The following is a 16193-nucleotide window of genomic DNA, read 5'->3' as shown; positions in this document are numbered from 1 at the left end:
GCGGGCTGGTGCCTGAAATCGCTCAGGAACCAAACTCCTGGCCAAGCTCCTGCGCACGCTTCTGCGCCGCCAGCATGGCCTGCACAAAGGCATCCTTGACGCCGCTGGCTTCCATCGAAGTGATGGCGGCATAGGTGGTGCCGCCCTTGGAAGTGACGCGCTGACGCAGCACCTCGGGCGGCTCGGTGGATGCTCGCGCCAACTCGCCAGCGCCTATGAAGGTGGCAACAGCCAGTTGGTAGGCCTGCTCGCGCGGCAGTCCCATCCTCACGCCTGTCTCGGTCATGGCCTCCATGAAGAAGAACATGTAGGCCGGGCCGGAACCGGACAGGGCGGTCACGGCGTCCAGTTGCGCTTCATCCGACAGCCACAGCGTGGCCCCGGTGCTGGCCAGAATCTCCGTGGCCCACTGCCGGTCGGCCTCGGTGACGGCGGAGCGGGCGAACAGGGCCGTCATGCCCTTGCCGATGAGAGCGGGCGTGTTGGGCATGGTGCGGATCACGCGCTCGTTGCCCGTGGCACGCGCGATGCTGTCGCTGGGGATGCCGGCCATCACCGACAGGTGGACTGCCCGGCTGTTGAACCCAGCGACCGCGGCGGCGGCTTCCTTGAACATCTGGGGCTTCACGGCCCAGACGATCATGTCGGCTTCGGCCAGAAAGGCGTCGGCTTGCGCATGGGCGGTCAGCTGGAAGTCGCGGTCCAGGCGTGCGCGGGCATCAGCCCATGGTTCCACCACGTCCATGTGGACCACAGGGAATCCTTGCTGCAGCAGGCCACCGATGATGGCGCTGGCCATGTTGCCGCCACCAATGAATGCAATGCGTCGTGCCATATATATGTATGCGTAAAAAGGGACAAAGGAGCTCAGCGGCGATTTTCACCGGTGTTGGGGAGCATTTCCTGCGGAATTTGCGGCGCACAAGCCACAAATCAGCACCCGCCAAGCGAAATATCGTGCAAAAAGGTGTTGACCTGCTCTTTGAAGTGTTGCATACTTGAGGGCTTCGCGTGAAAAGCGCGAGGTTTCTGCCCACGTGGAAGTGCTGCAAGTGGTTTGTAGTGCGGACAGCGGGCCCAAGACTGACTGGGTGTTGTGACCGATGTGGTGACGGCCTGGTGCAAGTTGGGAATATTGAAATGATCCAAACTGAATCTCGACTGGAAGTTGCCGACAATACCGGCGCAAAGTCCGTGCTGTGCATCAAGGTGCTCGGTGGGTCCAAGCGTCGCTACGCTACCGTGGGCGACATCATCAAAGTTAGCATCAAAGAAGCTGCCCCCCGTAGCCGCGTCAAAAAAGGCGACGTCTACAGTGCTGTGGTGGTTCGTACTGCCAAGGGCATTCGCCGTGGCGACGGTTCTTTGGTCAAGTTCGACGGCAATGCAGCTGTGCTGCTCAATGCCAAGTTGGAGCCTATCGGCACCCGCATCTTTGGACCGGTGACGCGTGAACTGCGTACCGAGAAGTTCATGAAGATCGTGTCCCTGGCCCCTGAAGTTTTGTAAGGACTCGCCATGAACAAAATTCGTACAGGTGACGAAGTTATCGTGATCGCTGGTCGCGATAAGGGCAAGCGCGGCAAGGTGTCCTTGCGTGCTGATGACTCCCACGTCGTAATCGAGGGTATCAACCTGGTGAAGAAGCACACCAAGCCGAACCCCATGAAGGGCACAACCGGCGGCATCGTGGAAAAAGCCATGCCGATCCATCAGTCCAACGTAGCCATTTTCAATGCGGCTACCGGCAAGGCTGACCGTGTTGGTATCAAGGTGCAGGCTGACGGCAAGCGCGTTCGCGTTTACAAGTCCAGCGGCGAAGAAATCAAGGTGGCATGAGCATGGCACGTTTCCAACAAGTCTATCGCGAGAAAATCGTAGCCGACCTGATGGCCAAGTTTGGCTATAAGTCGGTGATGGAAGTGCCTCGCATCACCAAAATCACCCTGAATATGGGTGTGAGCGAAGCTGTGGCTGACAAGAAGGTCATGGAGCACGCTGTGTCCGACCTGACCAAGATTGCTGGTCAAAAGCCCGTCGTGACCCTGGCCAAGAAGGCTATCGCTGGTTTCAAGATCCGCGAACAGCAAGCCATCGGTTGCATGGTGACCCTGCGTGGCGTTCAGATGTACGAATTCCTGGATCGTTTCGTTACCGTGGCTCTGCCCCGCGTGCGTGACTTCCGTGGTATCTCCGGTCGCGCTTTCGACGGTCGTGGCAACTACAACATCGGCGTCAAAGAACAGATCATTTTCCCTGAGATCGAGTACGACAAGGTGGATGCCTTGCGTGGTCTGAATATCAGCATCACCACAACGGCCAAGACCGACGAAGAGTGCAAGGCGCTGCTCGCTGGCTTCCGTTTCCCCTTCAAGAATTGAGGTCAACTGTGGCAAAAATGGCTTTAATCCAACGTGAACTGAAGCGTGAGAAACTGGCTGCCAAGTACGCCGCCAAGTACGCTGAGTTGAAGGCGATTGCTGGCGATGCCAAGCGTAGCGACGAAGAGCGCGCTGCTGCGCGTCTGGGTCTGCAAAAGCTGCCCCGCAATGCCAACCCCGGTCGTCAGCGTAACCGTTGCGAAATCACCGGTCGCCCCCGTGGTACGTTCCAGCACTTCGGTCTGGGGCGCATGAAGATTCGTGAAATGGCTTTCGCTGGTGAGATTCCCGGCGTAACCAAGGCCAGCTGGTAAGCGGCAGGAGATTCAATATGAGCATGAGTGATCCAATCGCCGACCTGTTGACGCGCATCCGCAATGCGCAGATGGTGGCCAAGACTTCCGTGACGGTGCCTGCTTCCAAGGTGAAGGTTGCCATCGTCCAGGTTCTCAAAGACGAAGGCTATATCGATGGCTTCAAGGTTTCCAATGCCGACGGCAAGTCGGATCTGGAAATTTCCCTGAAGTACTACGCTGGCCGCCCGGTGATCGAGCGCATTGAGCGCGTGAGCCGCCCTGGTCTGCGTGTCTACCGTGGTAGCGACGCGATTCCCCAGGTGCAAAACGGTTTGGGTGTGGCCATTGTGACTACCCCCAAGGGCGTGATGACCGATCGCAAAGCACGTGCAGCCGGTGTCGGCGGCGAAGTGCTGTGCTACGTCGCTTAATACACAGGAGTAATCAAGAATGTCCCGTGTAGGTAAACTCCCCGTCGTCATCCCCGCAGGTGTGGATGTCGCCATCAAGGACGACCAGATCGCCGTCAAGGGCGCTGGTGGTTCTCTGCAAGTTGCGCAGAACGCCCTGGTGAAGGTGTCCAACGAAGCTGGCAAGCTCAGCTTCACGCCCGCCAATGATTCTCGCGAAGCCGATGCCATGACCGGCACCGTTCGCCAGTTGGTGAACAACATGGTGCTTGGCGTTACCAAGGGTTTCGAGCGTAAGCTGACCCTGGTGGGCGTGGGTTACAAGGCCCAGGCTTCTGGCGCCAAGCTGAACCTGGCTGTGGGTTACTCCCACCCTGTGAACATCGACATGCCTGCTGGCATCACCGTGGCTACCCCGACCCCGACCGAAATCGTGATCAAGGGTGCGGACCGCCAGCGTGTGGGTCAGATCGCTGCCGAAATCCGCGCCGTGCGTCCTCCCGAGCCCTACAAGGGCAAGGGCATCCGTTATGCGGATGAAAAGATCACGATCAAAGAAACCAAGAAGAAGTAAGGAACTGCACGATGTTGAACAAGAAAGAACAGCGTCTGCGCAGGGCTCGTCAAACCCGTATCCGCATTGCCCAGCAAGGCGTCGCACGTTTGACGGTCAACCGCACCAATCTGCACATCTACGCTTCCGTCATTTCTGGCGACGGCTCCAAGGTGTTGGCATCTGCTTCTACCGCCGAAGCCGAAGTCCGCAAGGCCTTGGGTGCTACCGGCAAGGGTGGCAATGTGAATGCCGCCCAGATCATCGGCAAGCGCGTGGCTGAAAAGGCCAAGGCCGCCGGTGTTGAGAAAGTGGCTTTTGACCGTGCTGGCTTTGCCTACCACGGACGCGTCAAGGCGCTGGCAGATGCCGCGCGTGAAGCAGGCCTGCAGTTCTAAGCGGATCGGAAGAAAACATGTCTAAAGTACAAGCAAAAATGCAAGGCAAGGCAGAAGGTCCCGAAGACGGTCTGCGCGAGAAGATGATCGCGATCAATCGCGTGACCAAGGTGGTGAAGGGTGGCCGTATCATGGGCTTCGCCGCACTGACCGTGGTTGGCGATGGTGATGGTCGCATCGGCATGGGCAAGGGCAAGTCCAAGGAAGTTCCCGTAGCCGTGCAGAAGGCCATGGAAGAGGCTCGCCGCAACCTGATGAAGGTGTCCCTCAAGGGTGGAACGATCCACCACCAGGTGCACGGTCACCACGGTGCAGCCAGCGTGATGATGAGCCCGGCCCCCAAGGGTACCGGCATCATCGCCGGCGGCCCGATGCGCGCTGTTTTCGAAGTGGTGGGTATCACCGACATCGTGGCCAAGAGCCACGGATCGTCCAACCCCTACAACATGGTTCGTGCAACGCTGGACGCTCTGTCTGCCTGCACCACTCCCGCAGACGTGGCCGCCAAGCGCGGCAAGTCGGTGGAAGAAATTTTTGCCTGAGAGGCGGCTTCAGTATGACTACACAACAAACTGTGAAGATTCAGCTGGTCCGCAGCCCCATCGGTTGCAAGGTGTCGCACCGCGCGACCGTCCGCGGCCTGGGCCTGCGCAAGCTCAACAGCGTTAGCGAACTGCAGGACACTCCTGCAGTGCGCGGCATGATCAACAAAATCGCCTATCTGGTGAAGGTTCTGTAAAAGGTGTAATGATGGAACTCAATGACATCAAACCCGCTGCAGGTGCCAAGCACGCCAAGCGTCGCGTCGGTCGCGGTATCGGCTCTGGTCTGGGTAAGACCGCCGGTCGCGGTCACAAAGGCCAGAAGTCCCGTGCCGGTGGCTACCACAAGGTAGGCTTCGAAGGCGGTCAGATGCCCATGCATCGCCGTCTGCCCAAGCGCGGCTTCAAGTCCCAGTCCCTGAAGTTCAACGCCGAGATCACCCTGTCGACCCTGGAAGCCCTGGGTCTGGCCGAAGTCGATCTGCTGGCGCTGAAGTCGGCTGGTGCGGTTGGTGAGATCGCCAAGGTCGTGAAGGTGATCAACACTGGCGCGCTGACCAAGGCTGTCAAGCTGACCGGTATCGGTGCTACCGCTGCTGCCAAGGCAGCGATCGAAGCCGCTGGCGGTTCGCTGGCCTGAATCGGTTGAACTAGGTAAGGACGTTTGTGGCAACCAACGCTTCGCAAATAGCAAAGTCCGGCAAGTTCGGCGACTTGCGTCGCCGACTGGTGTTCTTGCTGCTGGCCCTGGTCGTGTACCGTATCGGTGCACACATCCCAGTGCCTGGCATTGACCCAGTACAGCTGCAGGCTTTGTTCAAGGGTCAGCAGGGTGGCATATTGAGTCTGTTCAATATGTTCTCCGGTGGTGCCTTGTCGCGTTTCACGGTTTTTGCATTGGGAATCATGCCGTACATCTCGGCGTCGATCGTGATGCAATTGCTGACCTACGTCCTGCCCGCATTCGAGCAGCTGAAGAAGGAAGGCGAAGCCGGTCGCCGCAAGATCACGCAGTACACACGTTACGGTACGCTGGGTCTGGCACTGTTCCAGTCTCTGGGCATTGCCTTGGCGCTGGAGTCGACGGCAGGCCTGGTGATTACTCCTGGCTTTGGGTTCCGCATGTCCGCAGTCATTACCTTGACCGCCGGCACGATGTTCCTGATGTGGCTGGGTGAACAGATTACCGAGCGTGGTTTGGGTAACGGCATCTCGATCCTGATCTTCGGCGGTATTGCTGCGGGTCTGCCCAACGCCATCGGCGGATTGCTGGAACTGGTCCGTACCGGCGCCATGCACATCATCGTCGCGTTGATGATCATCGTGCTGGTGGCCCTGGTCACTTACTTCGTGGTCTTTGTCGAGCGCGGTCAGCGCAAGATCCTGGTCAACTATGCACGCCGGCAGGTGGGCAACAAGGTGTACGGTGGACAATCGTCCCACCTGCCCCTGAAGCTCAACATGGCAGGCGTCATTCCACCGATCTTCGCGTCGTCCATCATCCTGATGCCTGCGACCGTGGCCAACTGGTTTGGATCCAGCGAGTCCATGCATTGGCTCAAGGACATTTCCAGTACGTTGAGCCCGGGGCAACCCATCTATGTGATGCTGTATGCCGCTGCGATCGTGTTCTTCTGCTTCTTCTATACCGCCCTGGTGTTTAATAGCAAGGAAACGGCAGAGAACCTGAAGAAGAGTGGCGCATTCATTCCCGGAATCCGTCCTGGTGACAATACGGCCAAGTACATTGATAAAATACTGCTCCGTTTGACTCTGGCTGGCGCGATCTACATCACCTTTGTGTGTCTGTTGCCCGAGTTTCTGATTCTGAAGTACAACGTTCCGTTCTACTTCGGCGGTACATCCCTCTTGATTATTGTTGTGGTGACCATGGACTTCATGGCCCAGGTGCAAAACTACCTCATGTCACAGCAATACGAGTCCTTGTTGAAGAAAGCAAACTTCAAGGCTTGATGTTGGGTCTAGGTAGTCTGGCTGGAATCAAGTAGGCCGGGCAAGTGGGTAAATCGTTAGGCGGTTTCGAGACGAATAACGCGTTGCGGAACTGGTTGTTTTAGGAGAGAAAAAATGAAAGTTTCGGCTTCGGTCAAAAAAATTTGCCGCAACTGCAAAGTTATTCGTCGTAAAGGCGTTGTGCGCGTGATCTGCACGGATCCCCGCCACAAGCAGCGGCAGGGTTAATTGCACGAGTTTTAGAGGATAAATATGGCACGTATCGCTGGCATCAACATTCCGCCGCACCAACACTCCGAGATCGGCCTGACCGCCATCTACGGTATCGGTCGCACCCGCGCTCGCAAGATCTGCGAAGCATGCGGAATCGCCTACTCCAAAAAGGTCAAGGATCTGACCGACGCCGATTTGGAAAAAATCCGCGACCAGATCGCCCAGTTCACCATTGAGGGTGACCTGCGCCGTGAAACCACCATGAACATCAAGCGTTTGATGGACATCGGTTGCTACCGCGGTTTCCGTCATCGTCGCGGTCTGCCGGTCCGTGGCCAGCGTACCCGCACCAATGCTCGTACACGCAAGGGCCCCCGCAAGTCCGCCGCGTCTCTGAAGAAATAATTAGGGAAACACCACCATGGCAAAAGCTCCCTCCAATAGCGCCGCTCAACGCGTCCGCAAGAAGGTTCGCAAGAACGTTGCCGACGGCATCGCCCACGTGCACGCCTCGTTCAACAACACCATCATCACCATCACCGACCGTCAGGGCAATGCGTTGTCCTGGGCTTCGTCGGGTGGTCAGGGTTTCAAGGGTTCGCGTAAATCCACTCCGTTTGCTGCCCAGGTGGCTTCCGAAGTGGCTGGCCGTGCCGCCCAGGAACAAGGTATCAAGAACCTTGACGTCGAGATCAAGGGTCCTGGTCCCGGCCGCGAATCTTCCGTTCGCGCGCTTGCTGCACTCGGTATCCGCATCAACTCGATCGCTGATGTGACTCCCGTGCCGCACAACGGCTGCCGCCCTCAGAAGCGTCGCCGCATCTAATTTTTTAACAAGCCCACCGCCAGCCCTGTCGGCTGGCTCCTGCCTTTTCGGCAGAAGTTGACATAGAAGGAAAGATCAAGTGGCACGCTACCTCGGCCCCAAGGCCAAACTCTCCCGCCGCGAAGGCACTGACCTGTTTCTGAAGAGCGCCCGTCGCTCCATCGCTGACAAGGCCAAGTTCGACTCCAAGCCCGGTCAGCACGGCCGCACTTCGGGTGCCCGTACCTCCGACTACGGCGTCCAGCTGCGCGAAAAGCAGAAGGTCAAGCGCATGTACAGCGTGCTGGAAAAGCAATTCCGCCGCTATTTCGAAGAAGCCGACCGTCGCAAGGGCAACACCGGTGCCAACTTGCTGTCGCTGCTGGAGTCCCGCCTGGACAACGTTGTCTATCGCATGGGTTTCGGCTCCACCCGCGCTGAGGCACGCCAGCTGGTTTCTCACAAGGCCATTCTGGTGAACGGCAAGCCCGTGAACATCCCGTCCTTCATGATCAAGGCTGGCGATGTGGTGGCCGTTCGTGAAAAGTCCAAGAAGCAAGCCCGTATCATCGAGGCCTTGCAACTGGCTCAGCAAGTGGGCATGCCCGCTTGGGTCGAAGTGAACGTGGAAAAGGCTGAAGGCGTCTTCAAGTCGGTTCCCGATCGCGACCAGTTTGGCGCGGACATCAACGAATCCATGATCGTTGAACTGTATTCTCGCTAATCTTTGAATCTGTATCCGTTCCTGGGCCCCGCTTGCGCGGGGCTTAGGTGCTTCACCAGCCTTACCGATGTAACGAGTCGGGGGTATTGAGAGGAAGTCTTAATGCAAAACCTGCTGAAACCCAAGTCCATCAACGTCGAGCAAATTGGCCCGAACCGTGCCAAAGTCGCTCTGGAGCCCTTCGAGCGCGGATACGGCCACACCCTGGGCAATGCCCTGCGCCGCGTGCTCCTGTCCTCCATGCCCGGCTACGCTGCGACCGAGGTGACGATTGCGGGTGTTCTGCACGAGTACTCGTCGATCGACGGCGTCCAGGAAGATGTGGTCAACATCCTGTTGAACCTCAAGGGTGTGGTGTTCAAGCTGCACAACCGTGAGGAAGTGACCCTGAGCCTGCGCAAGGACACCGAAGGTGTCGTGACTGCAGCCGACATCCAGACCCCGCACGACGTGGACGTGATCAATCCCGAGCACGTCATCGCCCATCTGTCGGCTGGTGGCAAGCTGGACATGCAGATCAAGGTCGAAAAGGGCCGTGGCTACGTGCCCGGAACCATGCGTCGCTACGGTGACGAGCCCAACAAGTCGATCGGCCGCATCATTCTCGACGCCTCCTATTCGCCCGTGAAGCGTGTGAGCTACACGGTGGAAAGCGCCCGTGTGGAACAGCGCACCGACCTTGACAAGCTGGTGGTTGAGATCGAAACCAATGGTGCCATCACTGCGGAAGATGCCGTGCGCGCTTCGGCCAAGATTCTGGTCGAGCAGCTGGCCGTGTTCGCGCAGCTCGAAGGCAGCGACCTGGCTGGCGCATTTGACGCTCCGGCTTCCCGTGGTAGTGCCCAGTTCGACCCGATCCTGCTGCGCCCCGTCGATGAGCTCGAACTCACTGTGCGCTCTGCCAACTGCCTCAAGGCCGAGAACATCTACTACATCGGTGACCTCATCCAGCGCACCGAAAACGAGCTGCTCAAGACCCCGAACCTGGGTCGCAAGTCGCTCAACGAAATCAAGGAAGTGCTTGCTTCCCGCGGCCTGACCCTGGGCATGAAGCTGGAAAGCTGGCCGCCCGCAGCGCTGGAAAAGCGTTAATTATTTGTTTGAACCCGCAAGGGTTCGGTGCCCCAGGCAGTACCTGACACGGCTGCCTGTTATTTTTTAGAAGGAACTACTATGCGCCACGGACACGGACTCCGCAAACTCAACCGCACATCCTCCCATCGTCTGGCGATGCTGCGCAACATGATGAACTCGCTCATCGAGCACGAAGTCATCAAGACCACAGTCCCCAAGGCCAAGGAACTGCGCCGCGTGATCGAGCCCATGATCACCCTGTCCAAGGAAGCCACCTTGGCCAACCGCCGTCTGGCATTCGACCGCCTGCGTGACCGCGACAGCGTGACCAAGCTGTTCAACGAACTCGGCCCCCGCTTCAAGACCCGTCCCGGTGGCTACACCCGCATCCTGAAGATGGGTTTCCGTGTCGGCGACAACGCCCCCATGGCCCTGGTCGAATTGGTCGATCGCGCAGAAATTTCTGCAGAAGCTGCTCCTGCGGCCGCAGAATAAGCTATAATTAAAGTCTTGACGCGGAGTGGAGCAGCCTGGTAGCTCGTTGGGCTCATAACCCAAAGGTCGTTAGTTCAAATCTAGCCTCCGCAACCAATACTCTCGTGGTGTACCACGGTAAGAAAGCCACACATTGTGTGGCTTTTTTTTCGCCTGTCGCCATGGGTGTTAGGCTCAGTGTGTCTAATCCGCATTCCTTCGAATTTCCGAGACCAAAGCATGCCGCAATACCGCTCCAAAACCTCCACCGCTGGCCGCAACATGGCCGGTGCACGCGCCTTGTGGCGCGCGACCGGCATGAAAGATGGTGATTTTTCCAAACCCATCATCGCGGTGGTGAACAGCTTCACGCAGTTTGTCCCCGGACACGTGCACCTGAAGGACTTGGGCCAGCTGGTGGCTCGCGAGATCGAAGCCGCTGGTGGCGTGGCCAAGGAGTTCAACACCATTGCGGTGGATGATGGCATTGCCATGGGGCATGACGGCATGCTGTATTCGCTGCCCAGCCGCGACATCATTGCCGACTCCGTCGAGTACATGGTCAATGCCCATTGCGCAGATGCCATGGTCTGCATTTCCAACTGCGACAAGATCACGCCCGGGATGTTGATGGCTGCCATGCGCCTGAATATCCCCGTGGTGTTCGTGTCCGGTGGCCCGATGGAAGCGGGCAAGGTCAAGCTGCTCAACCCTACCACCAAGACAATTGAATTCAAGAAGCTCGACCTGATCGACGCCATGGTCATGGCCGCCGACGACAAGGTGAGCGACGCCGACGTGGCCGAGGTCGAGCGCTCTGCCTGCCCCACCTGCGGAAGTTGCTCGGGCATGTTTACCGCCAACTCCATGAATTGCCTGACCGAAGCGCTGGGCCTGTCCCTTCCTGGCAATGGCACCGTGGTGGCTACCCACGCTGACCGCGAACAGTTGTTCAAGCGCGCAGGGCACCTGGCTGTGGAGCTGTGCAAGCGCTATTACGAGCAGGAAGAGCTCACCGTGCTGCCGCGGGCCATCGGCAAGAAGGCGTTCGAGAACGCCATTGCGCTGGACATCGCCATGGGCGGCTCGACCAACACCATCCTGCACATCCTGGCCATTGCACAAGAAGCCGAGATCGACTTCACCATGGCCGACATCGACCGCATGTCCAAGGTCGTGCCGCAGCTGTGCAAGGTGGCGCCCAACACCAACAAGTACCACATCGAAGACGTGCACCGCGCTGGCGGCATCATGGCCATCCTCGGTGAGCTGGACCGGGCCGGCAAGTTGCACACCGACGTACCCACCGTGCACAGCAAGACGATGAAGGACGCACTGGACCAGTGGGACATTGCCCGCAACCCCAGCGACGCGGTGAAGACTTTCTACATGGCGGGCCCCGGCGGGATTCCCACCCAAGTTGCATTCAGCCAAAACGCGCGTTGGCCCAGTTTGGATATCGACCGTGCCGAAGGATGTATCCGTTCCTTCGAGCACGCCTTCAGCAAGGAAGGCGGTCTGGCCGTGCTGGTGGGCAACATTGCCCTGAATGGCTGCGTCGTCAAGACCGCTGGCGTGGACGACAGCCTGCTGGTGTTCGAAGGCCCGGCCCACGTGGTGGAAAGCCAGGACGAGGCCGTGGACCATATCCTGAACGACCAAGTCAAGGCCGGTGACGTGGTGATCGTGCGCTACGAAGGCCCCAAGGGCGGCCCCGGCATGCAGGAAATGCTCTACCCCACCAGCTACATCAAGTCCAAGGGCCTGGGCAAGGCCTGCGCGCTGCTGACCGATGGCCGCTTCTCCGGCGGCACCTCGGGCTTGTCCATTGGCCACGCCTCGCCCGAAGCGGCTGCCGGTGGCGCCATCGGTCTGGTGAAGAATGGCGACCGCATCCGCATCGACATTCCCAACCGTTCGATCAACGTGCTGGTGTCGGACGAAGAGCTGGCCAAGCGCCGTGCGGAGCAGGACAAGCTGGGCTGGAAGCCCGCGCAACCCCGCCCGCGCAAGGTATCGGCGGCCCTGAAGGCCTATGCCAAGCTGGTGATGTCGGCCGACAAGGGCGCCGTGCGCGACCTGTCCAAGCTCGAAGACTAAGTTCTACAAGCCAAACAAGGCGCCAGCCCGCACAGAATGTGCGGCAGGCGCTTTCTTTTTTATAGCGACTGCACTTCCACGGCGCAGTCGTAGAAGCACGGCCCGCCGCCCAGGTCGGTCAGGCCCTGGTGGGTCAGTTCGTTGACATTGGTGCCGTTAGCACCCAGTTTGCGCCACCAGACACCCAAGCCATTCACCACACCACGGCGGGCACGTCCGCCGACGCGGGCGCGGCAATGGGTTTCGCCGCGGGCATTGAACACGCGCACCATCTGGCCGTCGGCAATGCCGCGGGCCTGGGCGTCGGTGGGGTGCATCTCCAGCACCGGCTCCTTTTCCAGCGCCTGCAGGCTAGACACATTCACGAAGCTCGAGTTGAGGAAGTTGCGTGCGGGGGGCGAGATCATGGCCAGTGGGTAGTGTGGGTCCGCCCCCGCAGGCTCGTAGTTCGGCACGTGGTCGGGCAGGCCATCCAGCCCGCGAGCGCGCAGCACGCGGGAATCGAACTCACAGCGGCCGCTGGGCGTGCCGAAGCCACCTTGCGCAAACGGTGCGGCCGCGGTCGGCAGGGTGAAGAAGCCCTGGCGCAGCAGCGTGTCGAAATCGATGGTGGCACCGAAGGCCTGCCGGCACATGGTTTCGTCACTGTCGTGGAAGCATGCTTCGTCGAACCCCATGCGTGCTGCCAATTCACGAAAGATCTGTGCATTCGATTTGGCTTCACCCAAGGGCGCGATGGCGGGGCGGTTCAATTGCACGTCCGTGTGGCCGTAGGCGGTATGGATGTCCCAGTGCTCCAATTGCGTGGTGGCTGGCAGCAGGTAGTCGGCATAGTCGGCGGTGTCGGTCTGGAAGTGTTCCAGTACCACCGTAAACAGGTCCTCACGGGCAAAGCCCTGCACCACTTTGGACGAATCGGGGGCAATGGCCACGGGGTTGCTGTTGTAGACCACCACGGCACGGATACGCGGGCCAAAGCCGTCGCCGCCCGCGTGGCACAGGCTGTTGCCGATGTCCGACATGTTGACGGTGCGTGGCTTGCGCGCACCCAGCAGGTCGGGGCGCTGCAGCGTGGCCTTGTCCGCCGCAAAATTGCCCGAGCTTGATAGCAGCATGCCGCCGGAAGGCACGCGCCAAGCGCCCACCAGCGCGGGTAGGCAGGCCACGGCGCGCACGGCATTGCCGCCGCCACGCACCCGTTGCATGCCGTAGTTCAGGCGAATGGCCGCACCCTCGCCGCGCCGGGCCGTGGCCGCGTATTCGGCAGCCAGGTCACGGATCTGCTGCGCCTCGATGCCGCACACCGCTGCAGCACGCTCGGGCGTCCACTGCAGCGCGCGCTCGCGCAAGGCCGCAAAACCTTCGGTGTAGTGTGCGATGTAGTCGTGGTCCAGCCAGTCGTGGGTGATGAGCTCGTGCATCAGCGCCAGGGCCAGCGCCGCGTCGGTGCCGGGGAGCAGGGCGATGTGTTCATGGCAGCGCTCGGCGGTTTCGCTGCGGCGTGGGTCGATGCACACCAGCCGCGCACCTCTTCGTTTCGCTTCCTGCGCGTAGCGCCAGAAATGGACCGAGCTGGTGATTGGGTTGCTGCCCCAAACCAGGATCAGTTTCGCATCGGCGAAGTGTTCGACCCCCATGCCACGCTTGGTGCCCAGCGTGAGCGTCAGCGCCTCGGCTCCGGCGGCAGCACACACGGTGCGGTCCAGCAGCGAAGCGCCCAGCTTGTGCATGAAGCGCTGCGCCATACCGTCGCCCTGCACCAAGCCCATGGTGCCGGCGTAGCTGTAGGGCAGGATGGCCTCGGGCCCGGCGGTGGGGTCATCGCACAGGGCCTGCAGGCGCTCTGCAATGGCGCCCAGCGCCTCGTCCCAGCCCACGCGCTCGAAGCGCGCGCCGGGGCCCTTGGGACCGACGCGCTTGAGCGGATGCAGCAGGCGTTCGGGGTGGTAGGTGCGCTCGGTATAGCGCGACACCTTGGTGCACAGGGCGCCATTGGTATGGGGGTGGGCAGGGTTGCCGTGCACCTTGATGGCGACGCCATCCTGCACGGTGGTGACGAGGGAGCAGGTGTCAGGACAGTCGTGGGGGCAGACGCCCAGCACGTCGTGGGTGCCGGTCTGCAGGGAGGCGGTGGAGGCGTTCATGGCCCGATGGTAGCGAGAAACCCTCTGGCCCTTGCGGGGCAGGGCTGGCGCAATAATGAGCCCCATGAAGCTGATCCCCGAAATCGTTGCCAACGCGCCGACCATTGCCGCCATTCGGCGCGACCTGCATGCCTACCCCGAACTCTGCTTCGAGGAAGTGCGTACCGCCGACGTGGTGGCGGAAAAGCTCACGCAGTGGGGCATTCGCGTGCACCGGGGCTTGGGTACCACCGGCGTGGTGGGTACCCTGAAGGCGGGAAGCTCGGCACGGGCCATTGCGCTGCGGGCCGACATGGATGCCTTGCCCATGCAGGAGCACAACAGCTTCGCCCACGCCAGCCGCCACCCCGGCAAGATGCACGCCTGCGGCCACGATGGCCACACCGCCATGCTGCTGGCCGCGGCAGAGTACCTGTCCAAACACCGTGCCTTCGACGGCACCGTGCACCTGATCTTCCAGCCCGCCGAAGAAGGCGGTGGCGGTGCCCGCGAAATGATCCGCGAGGGACTGTTCGAACAGTTTCCGGTGGAGGCGGTCTTTGGCATGCACAACTGGCCCGGCGGGCAGGTGGGGCAGTTCGCCGCCAGTGGCGGCCCGGTCATGGCGTCCAGCAACGAGTTCAAGATCGTGCTGCACGGCAAGGGCGGCCACGCAGCCATGCCCCACACCACCATCGACCCGGTGCCTGTGGCCTGCCAGCTGGTGCTGGCCTACCAGACCATCGTGAGCCGCAACGTGCGCCCCATCGACTCGGCCGTGGTGTCGGTGACCATGGTGCATGCCGGCGAGGCCACGAACGTGATCCCCGACACGGTAGAGCTGCAGGGCACGGTACGCACCTTCAGCCTGGCCGTGCTGGACCAGGTGGAGCAGCGCATGCGCGACATCGCCCAGCATCTGGGGGCGGCGCATGGCGTGCGCGTGGAATTCGAATTTGCACGCAACTATCCGCCCACGATCAATACGGACGCGGAGGCTGCATTTGCAAGGCAGGTGATGGCACAGTTGGTGGGCGAGGAGCGGGTGCTGGCGCAGGAGCCGACCATGGGCGCCGAAGACTTTGCCTACATGCTGCAAGCCAAGCCGGGCTGCTACGCCTTCCTGTACAACGGTGACGGTTCGCACCGCGACCTGGGCCATGCGGGCGGCCCTTGCACGCTGCACAACCCGTCCTACGACTTCAACGACGCGCTGATCCCGCTGGGCGCGACCTACTGGGTGCGCCTGGTCGAGTCCTGGTTGGCGAAGGCTGCGTAGTCGCTACGTTTTTGGTAGCTGTTTGCGCAATGTTTGTGCGGGCTAGGCGCTGATTTTGCTTGCAAATCGGGCCTGCGCCATGTGCAGCAGGCCTTCGAAGATCAGGTTGTCCACCAGTTCGAACGGTACGGTCATGCTCGGCGCCATCTTCCAGCCCGCACCGCCGGTCATGATGCAGTAGGGCTCCTGGCCCGTGTGCTTGCGCAGGTGCTGCACCATGCACTGCACCGCCCCCGCAATGGCGTAAGTGCCGCCGCTGGTCAGGGCGTCGCTGGTGTTGGTGGGGAACTCGCGCACCTCCCCGGTGGGCACGTGCAGCCCGGCCGTACCGGATTCCAGCGCCCGCAGCATGATGCCGTGGCCGGGCAGGATCAGTCCGCCAAGGAAGCGACCGTCCGCATCGACAGCCTCGACCGTGACCGCCGTTCCGACCATGACCACCACCATGGGGCCCTGCAAGCCCCGGCGGCGCATGGTGTGGTAACCGCCGATGATGGCTACCCAGCGGTCGGCACCCAGCCGAGCCGGGTGGTCGTACCCGTTGGTCACGCCGGCCTCGGTTTCGCTCGGAACGACCCAGCGCGGCGGCACATCCCACATCTCCATCTGCTCTTCGACCCGGCGCTTGATGGCGTCGCCCGCCACGGTGCAGCCCAGGATGTGGGTGGGGGCGGGAATCTGTGTCCACACGCCTTCGCCCAGCTTGTCGATGTTTTCCAGAAACTCCACCCCTTCGGCCAACAAGGGTGCCTCGGGGTCTGCGGATGCGTAGCACGCCCACTTGAGGCGCGTATTGCCAATGTCCAAGGCAAGAAATGTCATGTGCTTCTCGGGGTGGGGCAGCTCT

22 protein-coding genes and 1 tRNA gene are annotated in these 16193 nt (G+C 60.8%); 20 read left to right on the top strand and 3 right to left on the bottom strand.

Features of this window, described 5'->3' with window-relative positions; translation table 11 throughout:
- Positions 1 to 22: 22 nt before the first annotated feature.
- Positions 23 to 835 (bottom strand): pyrroline-5-carboxylate reductase, encoded by an 813-nt coding sequence (gene proC / locus RQP54_RS03705; RefSeq protein WP_315676815.1) that lies wholly within the window; start codon positions 833 to 835, stop codon positions 23 to 25.
- A 305-nt stretch (positions 836 to 1140) separates the two neighbouring features.
- On the opposite strand from proC, the gene rplN reads away from it, so the two are divergent.
- The 19 genes from rplN to ilvD all read left to right on the top strand — a co-directional run bounded on the left by rplN (position 1141) and on the right by ilvD (position 11944).
- A complete protein-coding gene (gene rplN, locus RQP54_RS03700) occupies positions 1141 to 1509 on the top strand; it encodes a 50S ribosomal protein L14 (protein ID WP_315676814.1) in 369 nt (122 codons plus the stop codon).
- Positions 1510 to 1518: 9 nt separating this feature from the next.
- Entirely contained in the window at positions 1519 to 1839 is a 321-nt protein-coding gene (gene rplX, locus RQP54_RS03695) for a 50S ribosomal protein L24 (RefSeq protein WP_315676813.1), read from the top strand.
- 2 nt (positions 1840 to 1841) lie between these two features.
- Positions 1842 to 2381 (top strand): 50S ribosomal protein L5, encoded by a 540-nt coding sequence (gene rplE / locus RQP54_RS03690; RefSeq protein WP_315676812.1) that lies wholly within the window; start codon positions 1842 to 1844, stop codon positions 2379 to 2381.
- Positions 2382 to 2389: 8 nt separating this feature from the next.
- The gene (rpsN, locus tag RQP54_RS03685; RefSeq protein ID WP_315676811.1) at positions 2390 to 2695 is read left to right on the top strand and encodes a 30S ribosomal protein S14; all 306 of its coding nucleotides are present in this window, start codon (positions 2390 to 2392) and stop codon (positions 2693 to 2695) included.
- Between the two features lie 17 nt (positions 2696 to 2712).
- A complete protein-coding gene (gene rpsH / locus RQP54_RS03680; RefSeq protein WP_315676810.1) occupies positions 2713 to 3108 on the top strand; it encodes a 30S ribosomal protein S8 in 396 nt (131 codons plus the stop codon).
- Between the two features lie 19 nt (positions 3109 to 3127).
- Entirely contained in the window at positions 3128 to 3661 is a 534-nt protein-coding gene (gene rplF, locus RQP54_RS03675) for a 50S ribosomal protein L6 (RefSeq protein WP_315676809.1), read from the top strand.
- Between the two features lie 11 nt (positions 3662 to 3672).
- Entirely contained in the window at positions 3673 to 4038 is a 366-nt protein-coding gene (gene rplR, locus RQP54_RS03670; RefSeq protein WP_315676808.1) for a 50S ribosomal protein L18, read from the top strand.
- Positions 4039 to 4055: 17 nt separating this feature from the next.
- Complete coding sequence (gene rpsE / locus RQP54_RS03665) at positions 4056 to 4580, top strand: 30S ribosomal protein S5 (RefSeq protein WP_315676807.1); 525 nt, start codon at positions 4056 to 4058, stop codon at positions 4578 to 4580.
- A 14-nt stretch (positions 4581 to 4594) separates the two neighbouring features.
- A complete protein-coding gene (rpmD, locus tag RQP54_RS03660; RefSeq protein WP_315676806.1) occupies positions 4595 to 4777 on the top strand; it encodes a 50S ribosomal protein L30 in 183 nt (60 codons plus the stop codon).
- An 11-nt stretch (positions 4778 to 4788) separates the two neighbouring features.
- On the top strand, positions 4789 to 5220 hold the full coding sequence (gene rplO, locus RQP54_RS03655; RefSeq protein WP_315676805.1) for a 50S ribosomal protein L15: 432 nt from the start codon (positions 4789 to 4791) through the stop codon (positions 5218 to 5220).
- Positions 5221 to 5246: 26 nt separating this feature from the next.
- The gene (gene secY / locus RQP54_RS03650; protein ID WP_315676804.1) at positions 5247 to 6554 is read left to right on the top strand and encodes a preprotein translocase subunit SecY; all 1308 of its coding nucleotides are present in this window, start codon (positions 5247 to 5249) and stop codon (positions 6552 to 6554) included.
- Between the two features lie 114 nt (positions 6555 to 6668).
- Positions 6669 to 6782 carry a 50S ribosomal protein L36 gene (gene rpmJ, locus RQP54_RS03645; protein ID WP_084795560.1) on the top strand — a complete coding sequence of 38 codons (114 nt, stop codon included), beginning with the start codon at positions 6669 to 6671 and terminating at the stop codon, positions 6780 to 6782.
- 24 nt (positions 6783 to 6806) lie between these two features.
- Positions 6807 to 7172, top strand: coding sequence for a 30S ribosomal protein S13 (gene rpsM / locus RQP54_RS03640; protein ID WP_315676803.1), 366 nt, complete (start codon positions 6807 to 6809; stop codon positions 7170 to 7172).
- A gap of 16 nt (positions 7173 to 7188) precedes the next feature.
- The gene (gene rpsK / locus RQP54_RS03635; protein WP_315676802.1) at positions 7189 to 7593 is read left to right on the top strand and encodes a 30S ribosomal protein S11; all 405 of its coding nucleotides are present in this window, start codon (positions 7189 to 7191) and stop codon (positions 7591 to 7593) included.
- A gap of 79 nt (positions 7594 to 7672) precedes the next feature.
- Positions 7673 to 8296, top strand: coding sequence for a 30S ribosomal protein S4 (gene rpsD / locus RQP54_RS03630; RefSeq protein WP_315676801.1), 624 nt, complete (start codon positions 7673 to 7675; stop codon positions 8294 to 8296).
- A gap of 102 nt (positions 8297 to 8398) precedes the next feature.
- A complete protein-coding gene (locus RQP54_RS03625; RefSeq protein WP_315676800.1) occupies positions 8399 to 9388 on the top strand; it encodes a DNA-directed RNA polymerase subunit alpha in 990 nt (329 codons plus the stop codon).
- Positions 9389 to 9469: 81 nt separating this feature from the next.
- A complete protein-coding gene (gene rplQ / locus RQP54_RS03620) occupies positions 9470 to 9865 on the top strand; it encodes a 50S ribosomal protein L17 (protein WP_315676799.1) in 396 nt (131 codons plus the stop codon).
- A 19-nt stretch (positions 9866 to 9884) separates the two neighbouring features.
- Positions 9885 to 9961: transfer RNA gene (locus RQP54_RS03615), tRNA-Met, on the top strand.
- A 123-nt stretch (positions 9962 to 10084) separates the two neighbouring features.
- The gene (ilvD, locus tag RQP54_RS03610) at positions 10085 to 11944 is read left to right on the top strand and encodes a dihydroxy-acid dehydratase (protein ID WP_315676798.1); all 1860 of its coding nucleotides are present in this window, start codon (positions 10085 to 10087) and stop codon (positions 11942 to 11944) included.
- Between the two features lie 59 nt (positions 11945 to 12003).
- Here the strand turns inward: ilvD and RQP54_RS03605 are convergent, their stop codons facing one another.
- On the bottom strand, positions 12004 to 14088 hold the full coding sequence (locus tag RQP54_RS03605; RefSeq protein ID WP_315676797.1) for a molybdopterin oxidoreductase family protein: 2085 nt from the start codon (positions 14086 to 14088) through the stop codon (positions 12004 to 12006).
- Between the two features lie 64 nt (positions 14089 to 14152).
- On the opposite strand from RQP54_RS03605, the gene RQP54_RS03600 reads away from it, so the two are divergent.
- Positions 14153 to 15346: a M20 aminoacylase family protein gene (locus RQP54_RS03600; protein WP_315676796.1), complete on the top strand. Its 1194-nt coding sequence runs from the start codon at positions 14153 to 14155 to the stop codon at positions 15344 to 15346.
- Between the two features lie 42 nt (positions 15347 to 15388).
- Here the strand turns inward: RQP54_RS03600 and RQP54_RS03595 are convergent, their stop codons facing one another.
- On the bottom strand, positions 15389 to 16168 hold the full coding sequence (locus RQP54_RS03595) for a type III pantothenate kinase (RefSeq protein WP_315676795.1): 780 nt from the start codon (positions 16166 to 16168) through the stop codon (positions 15389 to 15391).
- Positions 16169 to 16193: the final 25 nt, after the last annotated feature.

Origin of the sequence: Curvibacter sp. APW13 (genome assembly GCF_032337135.1) — a bacterium.
GTDB lineage: Bacteria > Pseudomonadota > Gammaproteobacteria > Burkholderiales > Burkholderiaceae_C > Allorhodoferax.
The sequence above is the reverse complement of the archived record's forward strand: the minus strand, read 5'-3'. Positions and strand labels throughout refer to the sequence as shown.